Source organism: Variovorax sp. P4_D9 (assembly GCF_056401695.1).
In genome coordinates, this window is sequence record NZ_JBFUIU010000001.1 from 41,730 (window position 1) to 65,976 (window position 24,247).

General features: G+C 68.9%; 24 protein-coding genes. 5 read left to right on the forward strand and 19 right to left on the reverse strand.

Annotation, left to right across the window (positions count from 1 at the left end):
- The 18 genes from AC1DY5_RS00205 to AC1DY5_RS00290 form a co-directional block, all read right to left on the reverse strand.
- Entirely contained in the window at nt 1–1,458 is a 1,458-nt protein-coding gene (locus tag AC1DY5_RS00205; protein ID WP_478107178.1) for a UDP-N-acetylmuramoyl-tripeptide--D-alanyl-D-alanine ligase, read from the reverse strand.
- Nucleotides 1,455–2,957, reverse strand: a complete 1,503-nt coding sequence (locus tag AC1DY5_RS00210) for a UDP-N-acetylmuramoyl-L-alanyl-D-glutamate--2,6-diaminopimelate ligase (protein WP_478107180.1) — start codon at nt 2,955–2,957, stop codon at nt 1,455–1,457. The genes AC1DY5_RS00205 and AC1DY5_RS00210 overlap by 4 nt, the downstream gene beginning before the upstream one ends.
- Nucleotides 2,957–4,705 (reverse strand): peptidoglycan D,D-transpeptidase FtsI family protein, encoded by a 1,749-nt coding sequence (locus tag AC1DY5_RS00215; protein WP_478107182.1) that lies wholly within the window; start codon nt 4,703–4,705, stop codon nt 2,957–2,959. The genes AC1DY5_RS00210 and AC1DY5_RS00215 overlap by 1 nt, the downstream gene beginning before the upstream one ends.
- Nucleotides 4,705–5,046, reverse strand: a complete 342-nt coding sequence (gene ftsL / locus AC1DY5_RS00220) for a cell division protein FtsL (protein WP_478107185.1) — start codon at nt 5,044–5,046, stop codon at nt 4,705–4,707. The genes AC1DY5_RS00215 and ftsL overlap by 1 nt, the downstream gene beginning before the upstream one ends.
- A gap of 1 nt (nt 5,047) precedes the next feature.
- On the reverse strand, nt 5,048–5,974 hold the full coding sequence (gene rsmH / locus AC1DY5_RS00225) for a 16S rRNA (cytosine(1402)-N(4))-methyltransferase RsmH (RefSeq protein ID WP_478107187.1): 927 nt from the start codon (nt 5,972–5,974) through the stop codon (nt 5,048–5,050).
- 8 nt (nt 5,975–5,982) lie between these two features.
- The gene (gene mraZ / locus AC1DY5_RS00230) at nt 5,983–6,411 is read right to left on the reverse strand and encodes a division/cell wall cluster transcriptional repressor MraZ (RefSeq protein WP_478107238.1); all 429 of its coding nucleotides are present in this window, start codon (nt 6,409–6,411) and stop codon (nt 5,983–5,985) included.
- A gap of 261 nt (nt 6,412–6,672) precedes the next feature.
- Nucleotides 6,673–7,995 (reverse strand): ATP-dependent protease ATPase subunit HslU, encoded by a 1,323-nt coding sequence (hslU, locus tag AC1DY5_RS00235; RefSeq protein ID WP_478107189.1) that lies wholly within the window; start codon nt 7,993–7,995, stop codon nt 6,673–6,675.
- Nucleotides 7,996–8,012: 17 nt separating this feature from the next.
- Nucleotides 8,013–8,561, reverse strand: coding sequence for an ATP-dependent protease subunit HslV (hslV, locus tag AC1DY5_RS00240; RefSeq protein ID WP_478107191.1), 549 nt, complete (start codon nt 8,559–8,561; stop codon nt 8,013–8,015).
- Between the two features lie 52 nt (nt 8,562–8,613).
- Nucleotides 8,614–10,167, reverse strand: coding sequence for an STAS domain-containing protein (locus tag AC1DY5_RS00245; RefSeq protein ID WP_478107193.1), 1,554 nt, complete (start codon nt 10,165–10,167; stop codon nt 8,614–8,616).
- A gap of 29 nt (nt 10,168–10,196) precedes the next feature.
- Nucleotides 10,197–11,000 carry an RNA polymerase-binding protein DksA gene (dksA, locus tag AC1DY5_RS00250; RefSeq protein WP_478107240.1) on the reverse strand — a complete coding sequence of 268 codons (804 nt, stop codon included), beginning with the start codon at nt 10,998–11,000 and terminating at the stop codon, nt 10,197–10,199.
- Nucleotides 11,001–11,383: 383 nt separating this feature from the next.
- Nucleotides 11,384–12,436 (reverse strand): CobW family GTP-binding protein, encoded by a 1,053-nt coding sequence (locus AC1DY5_RS00255; RefSeq protein WP_478107195.1) that lies wholly within the window; start codon nt 12,434–12,436, stop codon nt 11,384–11,386.
- A gap of 112 nt (nt 12,437–12,548) precedes the next feature.
- On the reverse strand, nt 12,549–13,751 hold the full coding sequence (locus AC1DY5_RS00260) for a class I SAM-dependent rRNA methyltransferase (RefSeq protein ID WP_478107197.1): 1,203 nt from the start codon (nt 13,749–13,751) through the stop codon (nt 12,549–12,551).
- Nucleotides 13,748–14,791, reverse strand: a complete 1,044-nt coding sequence (locus tag AC1DY5_RS00265) for a tyrosine-type recombinase/integrase (RefSeq protein ID WP_478107200.1) — start codon at nt 14,789–14,791, stop codon at nt 13,748–13,750. Before AC1DY5_RS00265 ends, AC1DY5_RS00260 begins: the two co-directional genes overlap by 4 nt.
- Nucleotides 14,778–15,392, reverse strand: a complete 615-nt coding sequence (locus tag AC1DY5_RS00270; protein ID WP_478107202.1) for a YdcF family protein — start codon at nt 15,390–15,392, stop codon at nt 14,778–14,780. The genes AC1DY5_RS00265 and AC1DY5_RS00270 overlap by 14 nt, the downstream gene beginning before the upstream one ends.
- Complete coding sequence (locus AC1DY5_RS00275) at nt 15,389–16,054, reverse strand: DUF484 family protein (protein WP_478107204.1); 666 nt, start codon at nt 16,052–16,054, stop codon at nt 15,389–15,391. Before AC1DY5_RS00275 ends, AC1DY5_RS00270 begins: the two co-directional genes overlap by 4 nt.
- A 20-nt stretch (nt 16,055–16,074) precedes the next feature.
- Nucleotides 16,075–16,950 carry a diaminopimelate epimerase gene (gene dapF, locus AC1DY5_RS00280; protein WP_478107206.1) on the reverse strand — a complete coding sequence of 292 codons (876 nt, stop codon included), beginning with the start codon at nt 16,948–16,950 and terminating at the stop codon, nt 16,075–16,077.
- Between the two features lie 300 nt (nt 16,951–17,250).
- Nucleotides 17,251–17,439 carry a hypothetical protein gene (locus AC1DY5_RS00285; RefSeq protein ID WP_478107208.1) on the reverse strand — a complete coding sequence of 63 codons (189 nt, stop codon included), beginning with the start codon at nt 17,437–17,439 and terminating at the stop codon, nt 17,251–17,253.
- 145 nt (nt 17,440–17,584) lie between these two features.
- Complete coding sequence (locus tag AC1DY5_RS00290) at nt 17,585–18,778, reverse strand: amidohydrolase family protein (RefSeq protein WP_478107210.1); 1,194 nt, start codon at nt 18,776–18,778, stop codon at nt 17,585–17,587.
- 177 nt (nt 18,779–18,955) lie between these two features.
- On the opposite strand from AC1DY5_RS00290, the gene AC1DY5_RS00295 reads away from it, so the two are divergent.
- From AC1DY5_RS00295 to AC1DY5_RS00315, 5 genes are all read left to right on the forward strand, one after another.
- Nucleotides 18,956–19,576, forward strand: a complete 621-nt coding sequence (locus tag AC1DY5_RS00295; protein ID WP_478107212.1) for a hypothetical protein — start codon at nt 18,956–18,958, stop codon at nt 19,574–19,576.
- Between the two features lie 71 nt (nt 19,577–19,647).
- Entirely contained in the window at nt 19,648–20,538 is an 891-nt protein-coding gene (locus AC1DY5_RS00300; protein WP_478107214.1) for a dioxygenase family protein, read from the forward strand.
- Nucleotides 20,539–20,589: 51 nt separating this feature from the next.
- Nucleotides 20,590–22,197, forward strand: a complete 1,608-nt coding sequence (locus tag AC1DY5_RS00305) for an ATP-binding protein (RefSeq protein ID WP_478107216.1) — start codon at nt 20,590–20,592, stop codon at nt 22,195–22,197.
- Between the two features lie 10 nt (nt 22,198–22,207).
- The gene (locus tag AC1DY5_RS00310) at nt 22,208–22,888 is read left to right on the forward strand and encodes a response regulator (RefSeq protein ID WP_478107218.1); all 681 of its coding nucleotides are present in this window, start codon (nt 22,208–22,210) and stop codon (nt 22,886–22,888) included.
- A 46-nt stretch (nt 22,889–22,934) separates the two neighbouring features.
- A complete protein-coding gene (locus tag AC1DY5_RS00315; RefSeq protein WP_478107220.1) occupies nt 22,935–23,192 on the forward strand; it encodes a hypothetical protein in 258 nt (85 codons plus the stop codon).
- An 11-nt stretch (nt 23,193–23,203) separates the two neighbouring features.
- On the opposite strand, the gene AC1DY5_RS00320 is transcribed toward AC1DY5_RS00315, so the two are convergent.
- A complete protein-coding gene (locus AC1DY5_RS00320; RefSeq protein ID WP_478107222.1) occupies nt 23,204–24,178 on the reverse strand; it encodes a magnesium and cobalt transport protein CorA in 975 nt (324 codons plus the stop codon).
- Nucleotides 24,179–24,247 lie beyond the last annotated feature (69 nt).

The following is a 24,247-nucleotide window of genomic DNA, read 5'->3' on the forward strand; positions in this document are numbered from 1 at the left end:
TCATGCGGCATGACCGGCCTCCTTGTCTTGTTGTCGTGATTCGGCCCAGCCGGCGACGGCCTGGACCACGCGCTCCATCTGCATGAAGCGCGAGCCCTTGACCAGCACGCTCGCAACCTGCGGCAACTGCGCTTGGACGGCGGCGTTGAGCGAATCGATGTCTTCGAAATGCCGGCCCTCGCCGGCAGGGCCGGCCCCGCCATAAGCGGCGATGCTGTGCGCCGACTCGCGGCCGAGCGCGAACACCGCCTCGATGCCGCGCTCGCGGGCCCGCGCGCCGATCTCGGAATGAAACTGCGGCCCCTGATCGCCGACTTCGCCCATGTCGCCGATCACCAGCAGGCGCGGGCCCGGCAGCGCCGCGAGGACGTCGATCGCCGCCAGCATCGAATCGGGATTGGCGTTGTAGGTGTCGTCGACCAGCGTGATCGAGCGCTGGCCCGCGAGCGGCAGCGCGATCGCCCGGGAACGGCCCTTGACCGGCTCGAAGGCCGACAGGCCGTCGGCGATTCGTTCCAGCGAGACGCCGCTGGCGAGCGCGCAGGCGATCGCCGCCAGCGCATTGACGACGTTGTGCCGGCCGGCGATGTGGAGCGCGAAGCGCAGATCGCCCAGCGGCGTGCGGGCAGCGACCTGCCAGACGCCGTCGACCCAGTCGGCCGCCGCCAGCGCGATGTCGGCACCGGCCTGCTCGCCGAAGGTCAAGCAGCGGCGCGGTGCGCCCCGATGCGCGATCTCGTTCCACAGCGGCGTGAATTCGTCCGCATAGGGGAAGACCGCGGTGCCCTGCGGCGGCAGCGCCTCGAACACCGCGCCGTTCTCGCGCGCCACCGCCTCGACCGTGGCCATGAATTCCTGGTGCTCGCGCTGCGCGTTGTTGACCAGCGCGATGGTCGGCTGCGCGACCCGCGCCAGCCGCTCGATCTCGCCCGGATGGTTCATGCCGAGCTCGACCACCGAGCGCTGGTGCCGGGGACGCAGGCGCAGCAAGGTCAGCGGCACGCCGATCTCGTTGTTGAAGTTGCCAGCCGTGGCCAGCGCGCCCTCGCCGCAGGCGGCGCGCAGGATCGACGCGATCATCTGCGTCACCGTGGTCTTGCCGTTGCTGCCGGTGACCGCGATTAGCGGCAGCTGGAACTGGGCGCGCCAGCCTGCCGACAGCGCACCGAGCGCGCTCAGGCTGTCGGCGACTTCGAGGCCCGCCAGGCCCGCGGCCTCGAGACCGGCATGGGCGATCGCGGCGACGGCGCCGCGGGCCCGGGCATCGGCCAGGAACTGGTTGGCATCGAAGCGCTCACCCTTCAGTGCGACGAACAGGTCGCCGGCCGCCAGGGTGCGGGTGTCGGTGTGGACGCGCTGGATCGGCGTCGCGGGGTCGCCGACCAGGCGCGCACCAGGGATCCACGCCAAGGCCTGTCCAAGGGTCATCATGGGCGTCGCCGGGATCGTGTCGGTCATGTGCCGCTCCTTGCCGTCAGCGCATCGAGCGCATGGCTCCGGTCCGAGAACGCGATCCGCTCGCCGGCGATTTCCTGCCAGGCCTCATGGCCGCGGCCGGCGAGCAGCACCACGTCTTCCGGCCGGGCCTGGGCCAGCGTCTCGGCGATCGCCCGCGCACGGTCGGGCTCGACCTGCGCGGCTTCGGGCCGCGCCAGGCCCAGCAGGATCTGGCTGATGATCGCCGACGGCTTCTCGCTGCGCGGGTTGTCGCTGGTCACGACCACGCGGTCGGCCTGCGACTCGGCCACCGCGGCCATCATCGGCCGCTTCGCGCTGTCGCGGTCGCCGCCGCAGCCGAACAGGCACCACAGGGCGCCGCCGCGCTGCCGCGCCAGCGGCCGCAGGCCGGCCAGCGCCTTGTCGAGCGCATCGGGCGTATGGGCGTAGTCGACCACCGCCAACGGCCGGCCGGGCAGGCTCAGCCGCTCCATGCGGCCTGGCACGCTCTCGAGGCCGGCGCAGGCCTGCACGGCCGCTTCGAGCGACAGGCCGAGGGCGCGCAGCGCGCCTAGCACGCCCAGCAGGTTGGCCACGTTGTACTGGCCGATCAGCGAGGTCGCGAGGCGCTGCGCCGGCACGCCCTCCTCGATCACCGAGAAATTGAGGCCCCGGGCGTCGTAGCTGATGTCGTCCGCCCGCAGCCGGGCCGGGGCGCCCTCGGCCGACACCGTCCAGACGTCGAGCGCGCCGACACCGTGCTCGATCAGGTTGGCGACCAGGGCCGCGCCGTGCACGTCGTCGATGTTGACCACCGCGGCGCGCAGGCCGGGCCAGCGGAACAGTTCGGCCTTGGCTTCCCAGTAGGCCTCCATGCTGCCGTGGTAGTCCAGATGGTCCTGGGTGAAATTGGTGAACACCGCCACCGCGATCCGGCAGCCGTCGAGCCGGCGTTCGGCGATGCCGATCGACGAGGCCTCGATCGCGCAGGCGCCGAAGCCCCGGTTGACGAAGGCGCGCAGTTCGCGCTGCAGCATGACGGGGTCGGGCGTCGTGAGCCCGGTGTAGGTCAGCTCGGGCGGCACGCCGATGCCCAGCGTGCCGACCACCGCACAGGGTTTGCGCACGGTCGACCCTGACGACAACGCCTGCGCCAGCCACCAGGCGGTCGAGGTCTTGCCATTGGTGCCAGTGACGGCGATCAGGTCGAGCTCGGCCGAGGGCGTGTCGTAGAAGGCGGCCGCGATCGGCCCGGTCGCGGCCTTGAGGCCGGCGTAAGTGGCGATCGCCTCGCCCTCGAAGCCGAAGGCCGCGCTGCCCTCCTGCTCGACCAGGCAGGCCGAGGCGCCCTGCGCCAGGGCGCCGGCAACGAAACGGCGGCCGTCGGTCGCGGCACCTGGCCAGGCGATGAAGCCATCGCCCGCACCCACCGCGCGGCTGTCGGCATGCAGCGCGCCGCGCAGGCGCGAGCGCAGCCAGGCGGCGGCTTCGGCGGGGTTGTGCAGCGTCGTCACGGTCATCAGAAGCTCTCTTCCACGCCCTTGGTCACGACCAGGGGTTTGACCGCGAGATCGGGCGCCACGTTCATCATGCGCAGGGTCTGCTGGACGACTTCGCTGAACACCGGCGCCGCCACCAGGCCGCCGAAGTACTGGCCGTTGCTGGGCTCGTCGATCATCACCGCGACGATGATGCGCGGCTTCTCGATCGGCGCCATGCCGGTGAACCACGACCGGTACTGCTTGCTCGCATAGCCCCTGCCGACCTGCTTGTGGGCGGTGCCGGACTTGCCGCCCACCGAGTAGCCGATGGTCTGCGCCAGCGGCCCGGTGCCGCCGGGGCCGGCCGCCATCTGCAGCATCTTGCGCACCGCCAGCGCGTTCTGGGACGAGAACACCTTGACGCCGACCGCCGGCTCGCTGCTCTTGAGGATCGTCGCCGGAATGATGTCGCCGTCGTGCGCGAAGGCGGTGTATGAATGCGCCATCTGGAACAGGGAGGCCGACAGGCCGTAGCCGTAGGCCATGGTGGCTTGCTCGACCGGCTTCCACGACTTCCAGGGCCGCAGCCGGCCGGTGACCGCACCGGGGAACTGGATCTGCGGCTTCTGGCCGTAGCCGAGCGCGGTGTAGGTGTCCCACATCTCGCGCGGCGTCATCTTCTGCGCGATCTTGAGGGCGCCTATGTTGCTCGACTTCTGGATCACGCCCTCGACGGTCAGCGCGCCGTAGTTGTGGGTGTCGCTGATCGTGAAGCCGCCGATGCTCATGCGCCCGGGCGCGGTCTCGATGACCGTCTGCGGCTTCACGCGGCCGGCCTCGAGCGCCATGCCGACCGTCACCGGCTTCATGGTCGAGCCGGGCTCGAAGGTGTCAGTCAAGGCGCGGTTGCGCAGTTGCTCGCCGGTCAGGTTCTGGCGCTTGTCGGGCACGTAGCTCGGGTAGTTGGCCAGCGCCAGCACCTCGCCGGTGATGGCATCGAGCACCACCACGCTGCCGGCCTTGGCCTTGTGCATGGTCACGGCGTCGCGCAGCTTCTGGTAGGCGAAGAACTGCACCTTGCTGTCGACGCTGAGCTGGATGTCCTTGCCGTCCACCGGCGGCACCTGCTCGCCGACGCCCTCGACCACGCGGCCGAGGCGGTCCTTGATGACGCGGCGCGAGCCGGTCTTGCCGGCCAGGTCCTTGTTGAAGGCCAGCTCGATGCCTTCCTGGCCGTTGTCCTCGACATTGGTGAAGCCGACCACGTGCGCGGCCGCCTCGCCCTCGGGATACTGGCGCTTGTATTCCTTGCGCTGGTAGATGCCCTTGATGTTGAGCGCGGCGATCTGCTTGGCGATCGGTTCGTCGACCTGGCGCTTGATCCAGACGAAGGTCTTGTCCTCGTCCTCGAGCTTCTTGTCGAAGTCCTTCTGCGGCATCTCGAGCAGCTTGGCCACCTGCTTCAGCTTGGCCTTGACCTCCGGGTCGTCGCGCTCGATGTCCTCCGGGATCGCCCAGATGCTCGGTGCCACCACGCTGGAGGCCAGCAGCAGTCCGTTGCGGTCGAGGATGCGGCCGCGGTTGGCGGGCAGCTCGAGCGTGCGCGTGAAGCGGACCTCGCCCTGGCGCTGGAAAAAGGCGTTGTCGAGCACCTGCACGTAGCCCGCGCGGGCCGCAAGCAGCACGAAGCCGCCGGCGATCGCCGCGACGATGAACTTGCTGCGCCAGAGCGGCGTCTTGCTCGCGAGCAAAGGGCTGGTCGTGTATTGGACGCTGCGGCGCGGCATCAGTGCGCTCCCTTTGACGGTGCGGGACGGCCCACCGGCGTGACGGGCAGCGGCGCCACCACGGCCGGGATCACGCTGCCGTCGGCGCGGACGTACTGCGTGATGGCCGGCGTGGTGGTGCGCATCTTGAGCTGTTCCTTGGCCAGCTTCTCGACCCGAAGCGGCGTCGCCTGGGCGCGCTTCTCGACCTGCAGCCGGTCGCGGTCGAGCTCCAGGCGGCGGGCCTCGAGCTCAATCCGGTGCAGCTCGGTGAAAAGCTGACGCGACAGGTACTGCGTGTGGACGAGGTAGACCGCCGAGCCGAGCACGGCGAGCAGGAGAAGCAGGTTGAGCCGGGCCATGTCAGAGGCCCTCGCTGGTGCGTTCCGCCACGCGCAGGATCGCACTGCGCGCGCGCGGATTGCCTTCGACYTCGGCCTTCGAGGGCTTGATGCGCGCCAGCGCCTTGAGCTTCATCGCCTTCGGCGCGGCAAAGGGCGCGCGGCGGTCGTAGACCTCCTTCGAATGCCGGGCGATGAATTGCTTCACGATGCGGTCTTCCAGCGAATGGAAGCTGATCACCGCGAGTCGGCCCTGCGGCTGCAGCACGGTCAGGCTGGCCTCTAGCGCCTGTTGCAGCTCTTCAAGCTCGGCATTGATGAAAATCCGAAAAGCCTGAAATGTGCGCGTTGCAGGGTTCTGGCCCGGCTCGCGGGTTTTGACCGTGCCAGCCACGAGCTCGGCCAGCTCGGCGGTGGTTGAAACTGGGCCCCGTTCTTGTCGGCGAGCAACAATCGCCTTTGCAATCTGAACAGCAAACCGTTCTTCGCCATAGTCACGAATCACCTCCGCAATCTGTTTCTGCTCGGCTGTCGCCAGCCACTCGGAGACGCTCTCGCCGCGCGTGGTGTCCATGCGCATGTCGAGCGGTCCGTCGAAACGAAAAGAAAAACCCCGTGCGGGGTTGTCGATCTGGGGAGAGCTGATGCCGAGGTCCATCAGCAGGCCGGCCACGCTCCGCGGTGGCAGCTCTCCGAGGTCCCGGAAACCCTGGTGCCGAATGGAAAAACGCGCATCCTCGATGCGCGCTGCTTCGGCCACCGCTTCCGCGTCCTTATCGAACGCGATCAGCCGGCCCGTCGGCCCCAGCCTGTCCAGGATGGCGCGGGAATGGCCGCCGCGTCCGAATGTCGCATCCACGTAGGTGCCCACGGCATGCGATGCATCCGGAATCAACGCCTCCACCGCCTCATTCAACAAGACGGTCGTATGGGTCCATGGCTGTTCCACTGCGCGCCTCAGAACGAAAAGTCCTGGAAGACATCCGGCATCTGCCCCTGCGTGGCCTCGGCTTCCTTGGCCTCGTAGGTTGCCTTGTCCCAGAGCTCGAAGTGGTTGCCCATGCCCAGCAGCAGGGCATCGCGCGAGATGCCGGCCGCGGCGCGCAGCTCGGGCGAGACCAGCACACGGCCGGTGCCGTCCATCTCGACATCCATCGCGTTGCCGAGGAAGACCCGCTTCCACCATTGCGCCGACATCGGCAGCGCGGCGATGCGCTCGCGGAACTTCTCCCATTCGGGACGCGGGAACACCATCAGGCAGCCATGCGGGTGCTTGGTGATCGTGAGTTGGCCGGCGGCGGTCGCGCTCAGGACGTCACGGTGCCGGGTCGGCACGGAGAGCCGCCCCTTGGCATCCAGACTGAGCGATGAAGCGCCTTGAAACACGACCACGAGACCCCGGTGGTGGGAGTTGCCGCGAGACCCAAATCAGGCCTTGTTCGACACTTTTTCCCACTTAACTGCACTTTTTTGCACTGTAGCAGGAAACACCTACTGCGCAACCATGCCTCGGGGGTATTTTTTGTAATGGAATCAAGGACTTAGCGGTGTTTTCGCAACCGCAAAAACACCGAATTCCGTTGCAAATGAAGCACTTAGCTCACGCACTGAATGTGATGCGTGAACCGCAGCCCGTGTGAGCGCCCGCTACAAGATGAAGCGAGAGAGGTCTTCGTCGTGACTTAGTGCCTGAAGTCGCTGGTCGACATAGGCGGCATCGATGTGCACCGATTGTCCGTCCAGCCTGGCGGCATCGAAGCTCACTTCGTCGAGCAGCCGCTCCATCACGGTCGACAACCGGCGGGCRCCGATGTTCTCGGTGCGCTCATTGACATCGAAGGCGATGCTCGCGAGCCGCGTGATGGCCTCGGGGGTGAACTCGAGCGTAACACCCTCGGTCGCCAGCAGGGCCTGGTACTGCTTCACCAGCGAGGCCTGGGTCTGGGTCAGGATACTTTCGAAATCGGCCACCGACAGCGATTGCAGCTCGACCCGGATCGGGAAGCGGCCCTGCAGTTCGGGGATCAGGTCGCTCGGCTTGCTCAGGTGGAAGGCGCCACTGGCGATGAACAGGATGTGGTCGGTGCGCACCACGCCGTACTTGGTGCTGACCGCGGTGCCCTCGACCAGCGGCAGCAGGTCGCGTTGCACGCCCTGGCGCGAGACATCGGCGCCCTGGGCCTCGTTGCGGGTCGCGACCTTGTCGATCTCGTCGATGAAGACGATGCCGTTCTGCTCGGCATTGTGGATCGCCTGGGAGCGGATCTCGTCCTCATTGACAAGCTTGGCGGCTTCCTCGTCGATCAAGAGGCGCATCGCCTCGGCGATCTTGAGCTTGCGCGTCTTGCGCTTGGCCTGGCCGAGCTGGCCGAACATGCCGCGCAGCTGCTCGGTCATTTCCTCCATGCCGGCCGGGCCCATGATCTCGAGCGGCAGGCGGGTCTCGGCCAGGTCGATCTCGATTTCCTTGTCGTCGAGTTCGTGCTCGCGCAGCTTCTTGCGGAAGGCCTGGCGGGTCGGACTGGGAGTGTCGCTCGCTGCACGATCCGGCAGCCGCGCGGGCGGCAGCAGGACGTCGAGGATGCGTTCCTCGGCCGCGTCCTCGGCCCGCATGTGGACCTTCGCGCTCTCGGCCTCGCGTGTCTGCTTGATCGCGATCTCGGCGAGGTCGCGAATGATCGAATCGACGTCCTTGCCGACGTAGCCGACCTCGGTAAATTTCGTCGCTTCCACCTTGATGAAGGGCGCATCGGCCAGCCGTGCCAGCCGGCGCGCGATCTCGGTCTTGCCGACCCCAGTGGGGCCGATCATGAGGATGTTCTTGGGGGTGATCTCGGCGCGCAGCTTTTCCTCGACCTGCTGGCGGCGCCAGCGATTGCGCAGCGCGATCGCGACCGAGCGCTTGGCCTGAGGCTGCCCGACGATGTGGCGGTCGAGCTCGGAAACGATTTCCTGGGGGGTCATGGACATGGAGGGGCTCGCGCTTCTCAGAGGGTCTCGATCGTGTGGTGCATGTTGGTGTAAATGCAGAGATCGGCGGCGATCTCGAGCGCTTTTTTCACGATCTGCTCGGCCGGCAACTCGGAGTTGTCGATCAGCGCCTTGGCCGCGGCCTGCGCGTAGGCGCCGCCGGATCCGATCGCGATGATGCCGTTCTCAGGCTCCAGCACGTCGCCATTGCCGGTGATGATCAGCGAGGTGGTGGCGTCGGCCACCGCCAGCATGGCCTCGAGGCGGCGCAGCACGCGGTCGGTGCGCCAGTCCTTGGTCAGCTCGATCGCCGCCCGGGCCAGGTGTCCCTGGTGCTTTTCGAGCTTGGCCTCGAAACGCTCGAACAGCGTGAAGGCGTCAGCGGTCGCGCCCGCGAAGCCGGCCAGCACCTTGCCGTGGTAGAGCCGGCGCACTTTGCGCGCCGTGCCTTTGATGACGATATTGCCGAGCGTGACCTGGCCATCGCCACCGATGGCGACCTGGTCGGCGGCCCCGGCCACCTTGCGCCGGACGCTGACGATCGTGGTTCCGTGAAATTGTTCCATCGAAGCAACTTCAGGGCAAAAGCCCGGATCTCAACCCCGGCAGCCGCCGAAGTCAGTCTTTTCTGAGCGCGATCGAGGCGTGGTCGCCGATGCCGATGACTTCGAAGAAAGCCGCCACCAAGCGGTGGGCGTCGACGAACTGGATCTTCTGGCCGCGTGCGTGGTGGTCCGTGACCCAGTTGAGCAGGGTTCCGGCGGCGGCAAAATCGATCCGCACCAGGGCTGCGCAAGACACGGTGGGCGCCGTCGAATCGGCCAGTTCGGCATCGAGACGCTGCCAGGTCGAGAGCGATTCCCCGACTAGGTCGCCGACCAGAAGGCTGGGGCCCGCGCTCGCCGCGGCCGGCGCCGGGCGGTCGGCATCGGCCGAGTTCCCCATGGCGGCAGGCTTCGCCGCCGGAAAGGCGTCCAGCGACCCATAGTTGCCCTTGGGATCTTCCCAGGGCGGCGGCGACACCTCGTAGGTGATGCAGTAATTGAGCGCCAGCAATTCGAATTCGTCGGCCCGATGCATCATGCGCAAGGCCGCCATATGCAGTTGCCACCAGACCGCGTCGACGCCGCGTTCGTTTGCCGGCGTGGCTTCGGCGAGCACCAGCAGCAGACGGTCGGCGGCACGAAAACGCAGTTGCACCGTGGAATCGGCCCAATGGGTGAACAAGGCCCGCAGCGGACCGGCGGCGTCGGGCTCGATGGCATCGAGCGCGCTCCAGTCGAGCCGCCAGGAGGGGCCCGCGGCGCCGAGCGCGCGCGTCAGGCCGATCAGGCCCTGGCGCGAGAGCCGCGGCGGGCTGGCCCAGTCGGCATCGCTGGCCGCGACCGGTGGCGGCTCGGACGGGCCGACGCTCGAGACGCGGGCCGAATTCGCCAGGGCACGGAACGACATCCACTCGGGCGCCGCCTGTTTCATGCGCTGCGCATAGCGGGTGCTGGCGGCCACGAACTTCTCGGCATCGCCGACGGCGCGGTAGAGATCGAGCAGCGTCCGCCAGGTGTCGTCGTGTTCGGCGGCCGGGCTGTCGGGCGCCAGCGCCTGCAGCAGGATCGCCTCGGCGCCCGCATCGTCGCCGTGGGCGTAGCGGATCGCGGCTTCCTCGATGCTGCCGTCATGCGCCGGCAACTGGACCTGCATGCCCTGGACCCCCGGCACGCCGGGCACGGTGTCGGCATAGGCGCGCGCGTGCTGCGCGGCCATCTGCGAGCCGTCGGCGGACGCACCGTCGGCGGCCGGCGCGGCGCGGGGGTCGCGGCCCTTCCACCATTGCTGGGACATCTGCTCTTCGATCTCATCGATCTTCTTGAGCGTGAGCGCCCTGCCCTCCGATTTGCCGGAGGTGCTGCTGACATTGAAGGAAGACGGCGTCGCCGCGGGGTCGCGCCCGCCGGCGGCCTCGCGCTGGCGCAACTTGCGCAGCATGTCGAACTCGCGGCGGCGCACGAAGTCGTTGCGCTGCCGCCGCTCGATCATCTCCTTGAGCATTTCACGGCTGTAGCCGTTTTCGAGCGTCGACGACTCGTCGGTGTCGAGCTCGGACCAATCCTTCAGGGGATTGCGAACGAACTTCGCCACCTTCGACAGCAAGCGACCGGTTTCTTCCTTGGCCATGCGCAGCGTCTCCGTCTGGCGGCCAGCGATTAGTCGCCGAACATCTTCTGCTTGAGTTCGCGGCGCTGCTGCGCTTCGAGCGACAGCGTGGCGGTCGGGCGGGCCAACAGGCGGCCGACGCCGATCGGCTCGCCGGTCTCGTCGCAATAGCCGTAGTCGCCGGCATCGATGCGCTGGATCGATTGCTCGATCTTCTTCAGCAGCTTGCGCTCGCGATCACGGGTGCGCAGTTCGAGCGCGTGCTCTTCCTCGATGGTGGCGCGGTCGGCCGGGTCGGGCACAACCACGGTGTCCTCGCGCAGGTGTTCGGTGGTCTCGCCGGCGTTCTCGAGGATGCCGCGCTTGAGTTCCTGCAGCTTGAGGCGGAAGAACGCCATCTGCTTCTCGTTCATGTACTCGGCATCCGGCATGGCGATCACTTCGGCGTCGGTCAGTTCCTCGGCCGATTTGGTCTTCCAGTTGTTGACCAGCTTGGGATCCTTCTTGACCGCGATCGGCGGCGGCGGCACCAGCGCGTTCGAGGTGATCTGGACGAAGCTGGACTTGGCCGCCGTGGAGGCCACGGATTGCGGCATGGAGGGGACCGTGAGCTGGGACAGCCGCGACACGCGGCCGCCGCGGGCGGGCGCGGCGGTCGTTGCGGGTGCCGCCGGGGCGGAGGTGGTGGAGGCTGCGGCCGTTTTTTTCATGGGACTCGATGGTGCAGGTGGCRCGGCGGGGGGGCCGGCCGGTTTGGAGGAGGAGGTGCTCGCGGCCGCCGTAGAGGCCGTGCTCCGGGCGGGAGACGGGGACGGCGCGGCATGCTTGGCGGAAACCTTCTTCGCCGCGGGCACAGCCTGCTTGGCAGCCTCCGTCTTCTTGACGGCAGGCTTCGACGCAGGCTTGGCGTTGGCGGCGGGTTTCTTCACGGTGACTGGCTCCTTCGATGGACTCGGACGCGCATTCAGATCATGGGGGCTCGCCGATGGCGAACCCCGGGGTTATACCCCCGAATTCGGCCCCGAAACGCGCCCGGCCCTATGCCGGAAGTCACACTTGGTCAAAGAAGGTCAATCGCAGCCTCCGGAACAGGCGCGCGATTGTATAGAGAGATCGGTCCCGAAGCGCCGCCGCTGGCGCATCGGGGGTTTCACACTGGCCCTCACGCTCCCTCACTTCGTGTGGTCGCTGCCCCCGAGGGGGCCGCAGGCCGCCTTGGGAGCGGCCCGGCGGCCGCCTAGACCAGACACTGGTCCAGACCCTGTTCGAGGATCTCGCGCGGCAGGTCGATGCCGATGAACACCATGCGGCTAGTGCGCTTTTCGTCGGCGCCCCAGGCCGGGCCGAGGTCGCTGCCCATCAGTTGGTGCACGCCCTGGAAGATCACCTTGCGCTCGGTGCCCTGCATGTGCAGCACGCCCTTGTAGCGCAGCATCCGCGGGCCGTAGATGTTGACGATCGCGCCCAGGAAGTCTTCCAGCCGGGCCGGATCGAAAGCCCGGTCGGAGCGGTAGACGAAGCTCTTGACATCGTCGTCATGATGGTGGTGGTGGCCATGTCCCTCGTTCGCATGCGAGGGATGGTCGCAATGCTCGCCATCCGCGTGGTCATGGTCGCGGTCGTGCGCTTCTTCCTCCTTGAGGAAATCAGGGTCGATGTCCAGCTTGGCGTTGAGGTTGAAACCGCGCAGGTCGAACACGTCCTTGATCGGCACATCGCCGAAGTGCACCTTCTGCTGCGGCGCGCGCGGATTCATGTGCTTGAGCCGATGGATCAGCGCCTCGGTCTCCTCCTCGGCGACCAGGTCGCTCTTGCTGATGAAGATCTGGTCGGCAAAGCCGACCTGGCGGCGCGCCTCCTGGCGGTCGTTGAGCTGCTGCGGGGCGTGTTTGGCATCGACCAGGGTCAGGATCGAGTCGAGCAGGTAGCTCTCGGCGATCTCGTCGTCCATGAAGAAGGTCTGGGCCACCGGGCCCGGATCGGCCAGGCCGGTGGTCTCGATCACCACGCGATCGAAGTCGAGCAGGCCCTTGCGCTTCTTGGCCGCCAGCAACTGCAGCGCCTCGCGCAGGTCTTCGCGGATGGTGCAGCAGATGCAGCCATTGCTCATCTGGACGATCTGCTCCTTCGACTCGGTGACCAGGATGTCGTTGTCGATGTTCTCCTCGCCGAACTCGTTCTCGATCACGGCGATCTTCTGGCCATGGGCCTCGCTCAGGATGCGCTTGAGCAGGGTGGTCTTGCCGGAGCCGAGGAAGCCGGTGAGGATGGTCGCGGGGATGAGGGCCATGGGGATGCTCCGGGGAAACGAGGGGAACGGGGAAACGAGGGGAACGGGGAAAACAGGGGAAGGCCGGAAGTTTAGCGACGGCCGCCCGGCCCCGCCGCCGCAGGGACAAAGCCTACTTGCGCACCACCACCAGGCCTTTCAAGTACTCGCCTTCGGGGAACTCGATGGTCATCGGATGGTCGGGCGCGGCGCCCAGGCGCTCGGTGATGTAGCCGTCGACCCCGGCATCGATGCCGGCCGAGGCCACGATCTTGTGGAACAGGTCGGCGCCGATGCCGCCCGAGCACGAGAAGGTCAGCAGATGGCCGCCCGGCGCCAGCAGCTTGAAGGCCTGCCGGTTGAGGTCCTTGTAGGCGCGCGCGGCGCGCTCGGCGTGGGCCACGGTCGGCGCGAACTTCGGCGGATCGAGCACGATCGCGTCGAACTGCCGGCCCTCGTCGACGTAGCGGCGCAGGGTGGCGTTGACGTCGGCATCGAGGAATTCGGTGCGGGCATCGCCGAAACCGTTGAGCGCCACGTTGGCCCGCGCGCGCTCCAGCGCCGGGAGGGAGGAATCGATCGAGATCAGCTCGGCGCCCTCGACCGCGCCCGCCGCCTTCAGGCCGGCCAGGGCGGCGACCGTGAAGCCGCCGCTGTAGCAGAAGCAGTTCAGCACCCGGCGGAAACGCCGCCGCGCCGCCAGTTCCGCGAAGCGCCGGCGGCTGTCGCGCTGGTCGAGGTAGAAGCCGGTCTTGTGGCCGGTCGCGATGTCCAGGCCCAGCTGCCAGTCGTGCTCGCGGATCCGCAGCTCGGTCGGGCCGCTGCCGCGCAGCCAGCCGGTGACCGGCTTCAGCCCCTCGCGCTCGCGGCCGCTGGCGTCGGAGCGCTCGTAGAGCTTGTCGAGGCCGGTGGCGGCAAGCAGCGCGTCGACCAGCGGTGCCTTCCAGCGCTCCACGCCGGCCGACAGGAACTGCGCCACCAGCGTGTCGCCATAGCGGTCGACGATCAGGCCCGGCAGGCCGTCGGCCTCGCCGTGCACCAGGCGCACGCCATCGCTCTGCAGGTCGAACAGCAGGCGGGCCCGCACCGCCTGGGCGACCCGTGCCGCCAGGAAGGCGGCGTCGATACGCTGCGCTTCGTCGAAGCTCCAGGCGCGGGCCCGGATCTTCGAGTGCGGGCTGTAGGCGGCCCAGGCCAGGAAGCAGCCGTCCTCGGCCTCGATGCGCACGGTTTCGCCGGCATCGCCGCCGCCCTTGGCGATGGCGGACTCGAACACCCAGGGGTGGCGGCGCAGCAGCGAGCGCTCCTTGCCGGAGCGGAGACGGAGAAGCTTCATGGGTTCCTGTTCTTGTTCTTGTTCTTGTTCTTGCGCAGCGTGTCGCCGACCGGCGGCGGACCCTCGTCGCGGGCCCGGGCGCGCGGATGTGCGGCGTCGTAGGCCTTGGCGAGGTGCTGGAAATCCAGCCGCGTGTAGATCTGGGTGGTGGAAATGCTGGCATGGCCCAGCAGTTCCTGGACCGCGCGCAGGTCGCTGCTGGACTGCAGCAGGTGGCTTGCGAAGGAGTGGCGCAACATGTGCGGATGCACCGCCGCGGTCAAGCCGGCCTTGAGGCTGCGCTCGCGCAGCTGCTTCCAGACCGAATGGGCCGAGAAGCGGGTGCCGTTGCGGCCGATGAAGAGGGCCGCGGCGCTGCCGGGGTCGCGCAGGCGGGCGGCCTCGAGCGCGGGGCAGTCGTCGCGCAGCGCCAGCCAGGCCCGCAGCGCCTCGAGCGCCTTGCTGCCCACCGGCACGATGCGGCGCTTGCTGCCCTTGCCGAGCACATGGGCCTCGGCGGCATCGAGGTCGATCCAGCCCCGCGCGGTGCTGCTGGCGCGGACGTCGAGTCCGATCAGCTCGCCGACGCGCAGGCCGCAGCCGTAGAGCAGCTCGACGATCGCGCGATCGCGCGCTTCGTCCCAAGGCTCGGCTTCGGCGTCGTGCAGGTCGGCCAGCTGCACCGCTTCGTCGACCGCCAGCGCCTTGGGCAGCGGCCGGGCGGCCTTCGGTGCATGGACATCCTGCACCGGATTCGATCCGACCCGCCCTTCATTGCCGAGCCAGCGGTAGAAGCTGCGCCAGCACGACAGCACCAGCGCAATGCCGCGCGACTCGCGGCCGGCGCCGTGCAGCTGGGCCATCCAGCGCCGCACATGGGCGGTCTGCACCTGATCGAGCGCCAACCCGGCTGCGGCAGCGTTCTGCGCCAGCGTCGCCAGGTGGATGGCATACAGATCGAGCGTGCGCGCCGCCAGCCGGCGCTCGACCCGCAAATGCTCGAGGTACTTCTCGATCACCTGCGGACTGAGCATGGAGTCCCGTGCGCTAGAAATAGCCATTGGCGGCATTGTTGACGATCGCCAAGGGCTCGCGCAACGCGCCTTTGAAGGCCATGCCCCAGGTCTGCCAGCAGCTGCTCGGCGCCGCGGCGAACTGGACATCGAACAGGCGATCGAACCCGGTGGCGCGCGCCAGCCGTTCGGCCCGCCACAGGTGATAGGGCTCGGTCACGATCACCACGCTGTGGATGCCCGCGGCCTGCAGCACGGCGCGCGACATCGACAGGTTCTCGCGGGTCGTCTGCGACACCGGCTCCAGCAGCAGCGCACCGGTGTAGCCGGCACGGCGCGCATGCTGTTCCATCACTTCGGCCTCGATGCGGCCGTCCTCGCGGTCGATGCCCCCGGTGAACACCAGCTGGCGAACCGTGCCGGCCTTCGCCAGCGCCAGCCCGGCATCGACCCGGCCGGTCAGGCAGGGGTTCGGCCGGCCATCCTTGTATGCCCGGTTGCCGAGGACCAGCGCGGCGTCGGCGGGACGCTGCGGCGGCTCGGCGAGACGCGCGAGCGCATGCCGCCAGACCATCAGGTGGATCGCCGCGTAGCCCGCCAGCAAGATCGCCAGCGCGCCCAGGGCGCCGCGCCGCAGATGCCGGTTCAAGGCCGCAGGCGCGACAGCGCGCCCGAGGCCAGCTCGGCGATGCGCTCCAGGAAGTCGGTGCCCATCTCGGCGTTGAAGCGCTGCGCATCGGGCGAGGCCAGCACCAGCAGGCCGAAGGCCGGCGCCTCGGGCTCGGGCCGCAGCGGGATCAGCGAAATCGACACCGCCGCCTGCGGCTCGGCCAGCCAACTGGCGGCCTCGAAGCCGGAGTTGAGGCCGCAGTACGGTGCGGTCAGCGAGGTGGCGAGCGCCTTGACGTCGTCGCTGACCCACTGGGCGTAGGACTCGCCCTGGTACGCGCTGTCGCAGTCCCAGACCTTGATGGCGGTCTGCGGGACCAGGAACAGGGTCTGCAACTGGCCGGCGATCTGCGCCGGCAGCCCGCGCGGGTCGCGGGTCGTCAGCAGGCCGCGGGCCCAGCGCTGCAACCGGTCGGCCGTGACGGCGTTCTCGGTGCCGTGGCGAACCATGTCCATCACGCGATGCTCGAGCGCCTTGATCTTCTCGCGCAGCATCTCGGCCTGGCGCTCCTGCAGGCTCACGGCGCGGTTGCCGTGCGGGCTGGTCAGCTGCACCTGGCCGAGCAACTGGGCGTGACGCTCGAAGAAGTCGGGCGTGTTCGCGAGGTAGTTGGCGATGTCGTCTTCGGTGATCGGATTCATGGGATTGGAGTTGAGGGGGGTCATGACGGGTCCGGCACCTCGATGTCGCCCTCGAATACGGTGACCGCTGGTCCGGTCATCAGCACCGGGGCGCCGTCGCCGGCCCATTCGATGGTGAGCAGTCCGCCGTGGGTCTGGACGTCGACCCGGGCATCGAGCAGGCCGAGCCGGATGCCGGCCACCACCGCCGCGCAGGCGCCAGTGCCGCAGGCCAGCGTCTCGCCGGCGCCGCGCTCGAAAACACGCAGGCGCACCCGGGAGCGGTCGACCACCTGCATGAAGCCGGCATTCACGCGCTGCGGAAAACGGGGATGGTGCTGGATCAGCGGGCCCTGGGCCGCGACCGGCGCGGTATCGACGTCGGCGACGATCTGCACGGCGTGCGGATTGCCCATCGACAGCACGGCCACGGCGACGATGGCACTGCCGGCATGGGTATCGAGCGCCAGGTGCCAGGTGTGCCAGCCGCCTTCGGGCTGCGGGTCGAGCCCTGCAGTGTCGAAGGGCAYGCGGGCCGACTCGAAGATCGGGGCGCCCATGTCGACCGTGACCCGGCCGTCGGCCCCCATCCGCGGCTCGATCACGCCGGACAGCGTCTGCACGCGCACCGCTTCCTTGGGCGTCAATCCGCGCTCGCGCACGAAACGCATGAAGCAGCGCGCGCCGTTGCCGCATTGCTCGACCTCGCCACCGTCGGCGTTGTGGATCACGTACTGGAAGTCGATGCCTTCGGCCGGCGACGGCCGCACCGACAGGACCTGGTCGGCGCCGACGCCGAAATGTCGGTCGGCCAGGAAGCGGTACTGCGCGGCGTCGAGGCCGAGCGGCGCGCGGGTTTCGTCCAGAACGACGAAGTCGTTGCCGGCGCCTTGCATCTTGGTGAAGCGGATTCGCATCGGGGGATTATCCGCTGCCCCTCGCGCCGGGACCCGGTCTCAGAACTTGCGGTTGTAGGTGAACATGAGTCCGGCGGTCCCGAGCGTCCCGACCTGCAAGGCGTCGTCCTTGGTCAGCCGCCAGCCGATCCGATGCCGAAGCCGTTGTGGTGCACGGCACCTTGTCTCGTACTCGTCCTTGTAGCCGTAGAGGATGCCGGCCGACAGCTTGGCGTAGATCGCGGCGTTGCCGAACAGGCCGTCCCAGCGATAGCCGTAATAGGCGTAGGCGGAGGGCTGGCCGAACGAGTTGCGGAACGCCTAGAAGCCCCAGATCCAGCCGTCCTGCCGATTGCGCTCGATGCCCAGCAGGTAGACGTGCTTGTGCTCGTCCTCATTGCTGAAATGGACCGCGAAGGGTCCGATGACTGCTTCCCACCACCCCGAACCGGACGAATCCTGAACGTCCGTCGATTGGCCGAATGCGGCGGGCGACGCCAGGGAGAGCAAGGTGTTACCAAGAAGGGGGTCCGTAATTTCATCTGGGCGGGGATTCTGCCCGGRAGATCACCCAGATTCCACCTTTCGTACTAGGGCCAAATTTGTAAGCACTTGCATCGCCTCGCTGTATCCCAGGCCTGGGCCGACAGCGCGATCAGGTCAACGCACCGTCGCGCGCCACGATGCGGCCACCGGCCACCACCAGTCGGCGCACCGGGCGCGCCACGATGGCCTCGGCGACGGTCCGGGCGTCGACCAGCACCAGGTCAGCGCGGTCGCCGGGCGCCAGGCCGTAGGCCGCGAAGCCGCAGCCGCGGGCGCCGGCATGGGTGACGCAGTCGAGCGCGACATCGAGTTCGTCGTCGCGGCGGAGGTTATAGCGCAGGCCGATCAGCATCGCGCGCTCGAGCATGTCGGGGTTGCCGTAGGGCGACCAAGTGTCGCGGATGCCGTCGTTGCCGCCCAGCACCGTAAGGCCCGCCTGCCGACAGGCCATCAACGGCGGCACGCTGCGGGACGCCGGTGCGCTGGTGATCAGCACCATGCCGAGTTGCGCCATGCGGGCGATCAACGGGTCGYGCTCGGACGGCGGCAGGTCGCCGAGGCAGAAGCCGTGGCTGATCGCGACCTTGCCCTGCATGCCGAGCGCAACGACGCGGTCCATGATCAGACCGAGCGAGAAGGCGCCCATCGCGCCGGGCTCGTGCAGGTGGATGTCGAGGCTGCAGCCGCGGCGCTCGGCGATGCCGAAGAGCGTGTCGAGCGAGCGCACCGGGTCGCCGTCGATCGCGCAGGGGTCGAGCCCGCCGAGCACGTCGGCGCCCTCGGCCATCGCCTGCTCGAGCAGCGCCGCGGTGCCGGGCCGCTGCAGCAGGCCAGACTGCGGGAAGGCAACGATCTGGATCTGCTGCAGCGCCTGCAGCGCGCTGCGCGTGCGGGCCACGCCTTCGAGGTGGCGCAGCCCGGCCTGGGTATCGATGTCGACATGGGTCCGCAGCCGCGTCGTGCCCCGGGCCAGGAAGGCCCGCGCCAGCGCCAGCGACTGGCTGGCCGCGTCGTGGCCGCTGGCGTGGCGGAAGGCACGCTCGTTGTCGATCTTGTCGACCAGGCGGGTGCCGACCTCGTTGCGGTACCAGTCCATGCCCCACAAGGTCTTGTCGAGATGGGTATGGCCTTCGACCAGCCCCGGCAGCAGCAAGGCGCCGCCACCGTCCTCCAGCTCGACTTGCTCCGGCGCCGCCAGGGCGGCGCCGACCGCCGCGATCCGGCCGTCGCGCACGAGCAGGTCGACCGGCGCCTTGCCCAGGGGGCGAACGTTGCGGATCAGGAGGGCATGGGGCAGGGACATGGAAGGCCTCGGCGAACGGAAACGAAGCCACGATGGTACGAGCGGCACCGACCCCGAACCGCATGCTGCACCCCGAATGCGGAGACATCTTGAAGGCCCGGCGCGGCGTGCCGATGTTATTGCGCCAGCGCCTCAGCCAGGGATTAATGCGCGGCATCGCAACTGAATTCCATTCCGATGAACCCCATCCCCGCCTGCATCGCCCTCCTCCTTGCTCTGCTGCTCTGCGCCCCTTGGCGCCTGTTTCGACCACGGGCCGCCGCCGCCCAACCGGCCATCGCGCGCCTGGCGCATGTCGCCGGGCCGCGCAGCCGCACCGACATCCGCCAGCTGCTGCACCAGATGTCGGAGTCGCTGCGCGGCCGGCTGCAGGCGGCCGGCATGGCCCTCGAGTTGAGGCTGCCGGCCGACGCGCTGCCGGTGGTGCTCGACCTCTCGGGCATGCAGGAGGTACTGTCCCGCATCGTCGAGCTGGCCTGCCGCGCGATGCATGCCGGCAGCACGCTGCAGGTGCTCGGCCGCATCGACGGCTCCCATGCCGTCGTCAATTTCATCGATTCCGCCCCTGGCCTCGACGAGCCGCGCCTGGCGCGCTGCTTCGATGCCGCCGCCGCCCGCAGTCCGCGCTGGCGCGGCGATCTCGACGCCATCGCGAGCGTCGCGCTCTGCGAGCAGATCATGAGCGATCACCGCGGGCGGATCTATGCCGCGCCGTCGCCGCTCGGCAGCCTCGGCATCACGCTCCGGCTGCCGCTCGAACGCAAGGCCGCCGGCGCCCCGCGCGTCCAGGGCCTCTGACTGCACACGATTTCTCCCAGATCGTGGCGCACAGTCGCAGCCGCGCGGATTCCGCGCCGGAGAAAACACACATGTCGAGCCCACAAACGTACACCCCCCTATTCCCGATGCCCGCACCCGGCCGCCGTCAGGCGCTCGGCGCACTCGGCTCGCTGGGCCTGCTGACGCTGGCCGGATGCGGCGGCGGAGGCTCTGCCGGCACAACCAGCGCGTCGACGCTGTCGACGGCCCAGGCGACGAGCGCCACCACTGCCACCACTGCCACCAACAGCGCCACGGCGGCCGACACGACGGCAGCCACGACCTCCGCCAGCAGCAGCTGCCAGGTGGTGCCCGAAGAAACAGCCGGCCCCTACCCCGCGGATGGCTCGACGGCCAGCAACAACAACTACAACGTGCTGGCACTCGCCGGCATCGTGCGTTCGGACATCCGCACCAACATCGGAAGCAGCGCCCAGGTGGCGGGCGCTCCGCTGACCCTCTCGATCACGCTGACCAACACGCAGTCGGAGTGCGCGCCGCTGGCGGGCTATGCGATCTACCTGTGGCACTGCACCCGCGAAGGCACCTATTCCGTCTACACCACGCAGAGCCTGGCCGACAACCACCTGCGGGGCGTGCAGGAAACCGACGCCAACGGCAGCGTGCGCTTCCTCACGGTGGTGCCCGGCTGCTATGCCGGCCGCATGCCTCACATGCACCTGGAGATCTACCGCAGCCTGTCGACGGCCACATCGGCCGGCAGCAAGCTCAGGACCACGCAGCTCGCCTTTCCGACCGACACCCTGCGCACCATCTATGGCAGCACGGCAGGCTATTCGCAGAGCGTCGCCAATCTCAATGCGATCAGCTTCGCCACCGACAACGTCTTCAGCGACGGCACTTCCCTCGAGATGGTGGACTTCAGCGGCGACGCGACCAACGGCTACAGCGCCAACATCGCGATCTCGATCGCCGTCTAGGGTCTGTTGACCCTGGGCCATGCCGCAAAATGCGGCTCGCCCTTCTCCGCCATGCCTCGACTGACGCTCTTCCGAAAGATATTCCTCGCGCTCGCCGTGCTGCTGCTAGCGCTGCTGCTGATCTTCACGGGCTTCTCGTGGCTCGGCCTGCAGCGCGGACTCGGCCCTTACGTGGCCGAGGTGGAGCTCCGGCGCATGGACTGGTTCGCCGAAATCCTGAAGAAGAACCACGCCGCCGAGGGCAGCTGGGACGCCTTGCGCAACGACGAGGAGGCCTGGTTCCGCCTGCAGATGGAGCCCTTCCGGGGCCAGGGCCCGCCTCACAGCAAGATGCCGCCCCCCGGCCCCGAGGGCGGCGGCATGCGCACCATCCCGTCCTGGCCGCCCGAAGACTTCCGCCCGCCGCCATGGCAGGACAGCCCGCCCTTCGCCAACCCGGGCGGCCCGCGGCCATCGCCGCCCGAGCTGCTGCCGCCGCGCCCGACTCTGCCGCTGCCGCCGCCGGGCCCGATGCGGGACCCTCGCAACCGGCCGGACTCGGTCTACCAGCGGCTCGGTCTGGTCGACGCCGCCGACCACTGGATCGCCGGCGCCCGGGTCGACCCCGCCACTGCGGCCCGGCTGCCCTTGCGCGACGGCGATCACGTCATCGGCGTGCTGCTGCTGGCGCCGCTCGAAGGCCTCGAGACCGAGGCCGACCGCGCCTTCGTCGCCCGCCAATCTGGCTTTGTGGTCTGGACCGGCATCGCGGGCCTGGCGATCGCGCTGCTACTTTCGTGGCTGCTGGCGCGGCGCTGGTTCGCCCCGATCGAGGCACTGACGCAGGGCGCCGAACGCATCGCGCAAGGTCGCCTGGACGCCCGCGTGCCGGTGCGCGGACAGGACGAGCTGGCCTTGCTCGGCCGCACCTTCAACGGCATGGCCGAACGCCTCGACGGCATCGAGTCCTCGCGCCGGGCCTGGCTGGCCGACGTCGCCCACGAGCTGCGAACGCCGCTGGCCGCGATGCGGGCCGAGATCGAGGCGTTGCAGGACGGTGTGCGCCGCTTCGACGACAAGACCGCGCTGCGCCTGCACCGCCAGGTGATGCGCCTGAGCCAGCTGGTCGACGACCTGCGCAGCAGCATGCACGAGCGCGCCGACGCCCCGGCACCCCTCGTCGCGACCGACCCGCTGGCCCTGCTCGAGGAGGCGCTGGCCCTGACGCGCGAGCGCTTCGCGCAGCGAGGCATCGCCATCGATGCCACCGAGCTGGAACAGTTGTCGGCTCGGCGACGGCCCGCGCTGCGGGGCGATCCGCGCCGCCTGCACCTGGTCTTCATGAACCTGCTCGAAAACACGCTGTGCTACACCGACACCGGCGGCCGCCTCTGCATCAGCGCGCGCATCGAGGGCCCGGCGGACGGCGAGCGGCTGGAGCTTCGATTCGACGACAGCGCGCCCGGCGTCGCGGCCGCCGAGCTGCCGCGGCTGTTCGAGCGGCTGTTCCGCGGCGAAGCCTCTCGCAACCGGGCCCTGGGCGGCTCCGGACTCGGGCTGGCGATCTGCCGCGCGACGGTCGAGGCGCACGGCGGCACCATGGAGGCAGCGGCCTCGCCGCTGGGGGGCTTGCGTATCGTGCTGACGCTGCCACTGACGCACACCGAGCCGTTGCCATGAGGAGCTTCCTATGAATCGAATCCTGGTCGTCGAGGACGAGGACGACATCGCGTCGGTGCTGGTCGACTACCTGCAGCACGCCGGCTACCAAGCCGAGCGGGTCGCCGATGGCGAGCGCGCGCTCGAGCGGATGCTGCAAGAGCCGCCCGATCTCACGCTGCTCGACATCATGCTGCCGCGGCTGGATGGCATGGAGGTGCTGCGGCGCGCCCGCCTGAAAAGCAACCAGCCGGTGATCATGCTCACCGCGCGCATCGAGGAGGTCGACCGCCTGCTCGGCCTGGAGTTCGGTGCCGACGACTACATCTGCAAGCCCTTCTCGCCGCGCGAAGTCGTGGCGCGGGTGCGCGCCGTCCTGCGCCGCAGCGCGGGCGCCGGTGCGACGACCTCGGCGGCCCGGCGCCTGCAGCTCGACGACACGCAGTGGCGCGCCAGCTTCGACGGTGTCGCGCTCAACCTGACTCGGCTCGAGTTCCGCCTGCTCCAGGCGCTTTCGCGGCAGCCGGGGCGAATCTTCTCGCGTGCGCAGCTGCTGGACCTGGCCTACGAGGACACGGCCGACGTGACCGAGCGCGCGATCGACAGCCACATCAAGAACCTACGCCGCAAGCTGGCCGCCGCGGCGCCGGCCTACGACACCATCCGCTCGGTGTACGGCGTCGGCTTCGCATTCGAGGAGCCGGAAGCCTGACGCGCGCTCCCACGTTCCTCTCAAATCGGCTGCCACCATCGCCGGCATGCCGAACAACGAGACGATCCCCACCGCAGCCCTGCTGGCCCTGGCCGCCCTGCTGCAGGGCTGCGTGATGCCGCCCCCGCCGCCACCCCATCCGCACGAAGGCCGGCCGCCGCCGCCCGAATTCAGCTCGGCCTGCGAAGGCCGGCCCGAGGGCAGCGGGCTGCAGTTGACCGGGCGCCGCGGCGAAATCGTCGACGGCCGCTGCCAGCGCGGGCCCGACGGACGGCTGGTGTTCGTGCCGGCAGCGCCGCGCTGAGCGCCTCGGCTTCAAACCCAGCCGGCGCGGCGGAAGCGGTGGTAGAGATAGCCCGAGATCGCCGCGATCAGGAGCAGGGCAGCCGGATAGCCGAAGCGCCACTGCAGCTCGGGCATGTGCTGAAAGTTCATGCCCCAGATGCCGGCGAACGCGGTGCAGACGGCGAAGATCGCGGCCCACGCGGCCAGCCGCTTGGTGACTTCGCCATCCTCGATCGTGACCATCGAGAGGTTGACGCTGATGGCCGTGCCGATGGTGTCCCGGCTGGCATCGACCGATGCATTGATGCGGTCCAGGTGGTCGACCACGTCGCGAAAATACTCCTGCGACCCGGCGCACAGCTGCGGCACCCGGCCGCCATGCAGCTTGCCGGCACCTTCCAGCAGCGGCGCGACCGCGTGTTTGAGCACCGTGAGCCGCCGCTTCAGGTCGTACAGGCGCTGGATGCTTTCGCGGGCGGCCCCCTTGGTGAAGATCCGCATCTCGATGGTCTCGAGCTCGACCTCGAGCGCGTCGATCACCGGGAAGTAGCGGTCGACCACCGCGTCCATCAGCGCGTACAGCACGAAGCCCGGTCCCTGCCGCAGCAGTTCGGGTTCGCGCTCGCAGCGCTCGCGGACCTCGACGAATCCGTGCTGGCTGCGGCTGCGCACCGAGACGACGTAATTTCGGCCGACGAAGACGTCGACCTCGCCGACCTCCGATTCGGCCCCGCCCGGCCCGCCGGGTTCCAGCAGATGCATCACCGCGAACAGCGAATCGGCGTATTCCTCGACCTTCGGCCGCTGGTGGCCATGCTGGGCATCCTCGACCGCCAGCGGGTGCAGGCCGAACTCGCGCTGCAGTTCGGCAAGCTCCGCGAGCGTGGCCTCGTGCAGCGCCACCCACACGAAGCAGCCCGGCCGTGACAGGTAGCTGCTGATCTCGGAGACCGGGATGTCGGCGAGCTTGGAACCGTCTTCGTAGACGACGCAGTTGATGAGCATGGCGAGGGCCCGGGCAGTGGTGACCGAATGATCTTGCCACGGCCCGCCGCCCCCCCGGACAAGGCGGCT

What these genes read in the sequence shown, in the direction of transcription:
- AC1DY5_RS00300 (WP_478107214.1), top strand. Translation starts at nt 19,648, where the DNA reads ATGTCGAGCCCACAAACGTACACCCCCCTATTCCCGATGCCCGCACCC.
- AC1DY5_RS00260 (WP_478107197.1), bottom strand. Translation starts at nt 13,751, where the DNA reads ATGAAGCTTCTCCGTCTCCGCTCCGGCAAGGAGCGCTCGCTGCTGCGC.
- hslV (WP_478107191.1), bottom strand. Translation starts at nt 8,561, where the DNA reads ATGGAACAATTTCACGGAACCACGATCGTCAGCGTCCGGCGCAAGGTG.
- AC1DY5_RS00295 (WP_478107212.1), top strand. Translation starts at nt 18,956, where the DNA reads ATGAACCCCATCCCCGCCTGCATCGCCCTCCTCCTTGCTCTGCTGCTC.
- AC1DY5_RS00210 (WP_478107180.1), bottom strand. Translation starts at nt 2,957, where the DNA reads ATGACCGTGACGACGCTGCACAACCCCGCCGAAGCCGCCGCCTGGCTG.
- AC1DY5_RS00245 (WP_478107193.1), bottom strand. Translation starts at nt 10,167, where the DNA reads ATGGCCAAGGAAGAAACCGGTCGCTTGCTGTCGAAGGTGGCGAAGTTC.
- AC1DY5_RS00215 (WP_478107182.1), bottom strand. Translation starts at nt 4,705, where the DNA reads ATGCCGCGCCGCAGCGTCCAATACACGACCAGCCCTTTGCTCGCGAGC.
- AC1DY5_RS00315 (WP_478107220.1), top strand. Translation starts at nt 22,935, where the DNA reads ATGCCGAACAACGAGACGATCCCCACCGCAGCCCTGCTGGCCCTGGCC.
- AC1DY5_RS00255 (WP_478107195.1), bottom strand. Translation starts at nt 12,436, where the DNA reads ATGGCCCTCATCCCCGCGACCATCCTCACCGGCTTCCTCGGCTCCGGC.
- AC1DY5_RS00205 (WP_478107178.1), bottom strand. Translation starts at nt 1,458, where the DNA reads ATGACCGACACGATCCCGGCGACGCCCATGATGACCCTTGGACAGGCC.
- AC1DY5_RS00265 (WP_478107200.1), bottom strand. Translation starts at nt 14,791, where the DNA reads ATGGCTATTTCTAGCGCACGGGACTCCATGCTCAGTCCGCAGGTGATC.
- AC1DY5_RS00275 (WP_478107204.1), bottom strand. Translation starts at nt 16,054, where the DNA reads ATGAATCCGATCACCGAAGACGACATCGCCAACTACCTCGCGAACACG.
- ftsL (WP_478107185.1), bottom strand. Translation starts at nt 5,046, where the DNA reads ATGGCCCGGCTCAACCTGCTTCTCCTGCTCGCCGTGCTCGGCTCGGCG.
- AC1DY5_RS00310 (WP_478107218.1), top strand. Translation starts at nt 22,208, where the DNA reads ATGAATCGAATCCTGGTCGTCGAGGACGAGGACGACATCGCGTCGGTG.
- AC1DY5_RS00320 (WP_478107222.1), bottom strand. Translation starts at nt 24,178, where the DNA reads ATGCTCATCAACTGCGTCGTCTACGAAGACGGTTCCAAGCTCGCCGAC.
- AC1DY5_RS00305 (WP_478107216.1), top strand. Translation starts at nt 20,590, where the DNA reads ATGCCTCGACTGACGCTCTTCCGAAAGATATTCCTCGCGCTCGCCGTG.